Genomic DNA, 1,950 nt, shown 5'->3' on the forward strand with positions numbered 1-1,950 from the left:
TCGGTTCTTCACGAAACCCGTCAGTTCGCGCCGCCCGCGGCGCTCGAGAAGGCGGCCACCATTTCCGGCATGCCGGCCTATCGCGCGCTCGTCGCCGAGGCCGAGCAGGATTACGAAGGCTTCTGGGCGCGTCTCGCGCGCGAAGGCCTCGCGTGGCACAAGCCGTTCACCAAGGTGCTCGACGAGAGCAACGCGCCGTTCTACAAGTGGTTCGACGACGGCGAGCTGAACGCGTCGTACAACTGTCTCGACCGCCACGTCGAAGCCGGCAACGGCGAGCGCGTCGCGGTGATCTTCGAGGCCGACGACGGCACCGTCACGCGCGTCACCTATGCGGATCTGCTGGCGCGCGTGTCGCGCTTCGCGAATGCGCTGAAGAAACGCGGGATCGGCAAGGGCGATCGCGTCGTCATCTATATCCCGATGTCGATCGAAGGCATCGTCGCGATGCAGGCCTGCGCGCGCATCGGCGCGACCCACTCGGTCGTGTTCGGCGGCTTCTCCGCGAAATCGCTGAACGAGCGGCTCGTCGACGTCGGCGCGGTCGCGCTGATCACCGCCGACGAGCAGGCGCGCGGCGGCAAGACGCTGCCGCTCAAGAGCATCGCCGACGAGGCCATCGCGATGGGCGGCTGCGAAGCCGTGAAGAGCGTGATCGTCTATCGCCGCACCGGCGGCAAGATCGACTGGCATGCGGATCGCGACCTGTGGATGCACGAGCTCACGGACGGCGAGTCCGACACGTGCGCGCCGGAATGGGTCGGCGCCGAGCATCCGCTGTTCATCCTGTATACGTCGGGCTCGACCGGCAAGCCGAAGGGTGTGCAGCACAGCACCGGCGGCTACCTGCTGTGGGCCGCGCAGACGATGAAGTGGACCTTCGACTGGAAGCCCGACGACGTGTTCTGGTGCACGGCCGACATCGGCTGGGTCACGGGCCACACGTACATCACGTACGGCCCGCTCGCGTGCGGCGGCACGCAGGTCGTGTTCGAAGGCGTGCCGACCTGGCCGGACGCCGGCCGCTTCTGGAAGATGATCGGCGATCACAAGGTCACCGTGTTCTACACCGCGCCGACCGCGATCCGCTCGCTGATCAAGGCGGCCGAAGCGGACGACAAGGTGCATCCGAAGAGCCATGACCTGTCGAGCCTGCGCATCATCGGCACGGTCGGCGAGCCGATCAATCCGGAGGCGTGGATGTGGTATCACAAGCACGTCGGCCAGGAGCGCTGCCCGATCGTCGATACGTGGTGGCAGACCGAAACCGGCGGCCACATGATCACGCCGCTGCCGGGCGCCACGCCGACCGTGCCGGGCTCGTGCACGCTGCCGCTGCCGGGCATCATGGCCGCGGTGGTCGACGAGACCGGCCAGGACGTGCCGAACGGGCAAGGCGGGATTCTCGTCGTCAAGCGCCCGTGGCCCGCGATGATCCGCACGATCTGGGGCGACCCGGAACGCTTCAGGAAGAGCTATTACCCGGAAGAACTCGGCGGCACGCTCTATCTGGCCGGGGACGGCACGGTGCGCGACAAGGACACCGGCTACTTCACGATCATGGGCCGGATCGACGACGTGCTGAACGTGTCGGGCCACCGGCTCGGCACGATGGAGATCGAATCGGCGCTGGTGTCGCATGAACTGGTGGCCGAGGCGGCCGTGGTCGGCCGTCCGGACGATACGACGGGCGAGGCGGTCGTTGCGTTCGTCGTGCTGAAGCGTTCGCGTCCGGAGGGCGAGGAAGCGGCGGCGCTGGCGAAGACGCTGCGCGACTGGGTCGGCAAGCAGATCGGTCCGATCGCGAAGCCGAAGGACATCCGTTTCGGCGACAACCTGCCGAAGACGCGTTCCGGCAAGATCATGCGGCGCCTGCTGCGCTCGCTCGCGAAGGGCGAGGCGATCACGCAGGATACGTCCACGCTCGAGAATCCGGCCATCCTCGAACAG

Annotated in this window: 1 protein-coding gene; it reads left to right on the top strand. The window is 67.4% G+C overall.

Features of this window, described 5'->3' with window-relative positions:
- Nucleotides 1-1,950, top strand: a 1,950-nt coding sequence (gene acs / locus U5798_RS36730; protein WP_322084862.1) for an acetate--CoA ligase, incomplete at both ends; no start/stop codon positions are given.

The sequence above is a fragment of the Burkholderia sp. BCC1972 genome (genome assembly GCF_905339605.1).
Classification (GTDB): Bacteria; Pseudomonadota; Gammaproteobacteria; order Burkholderiales; family Burkholderiaceae; genus Burkholderia.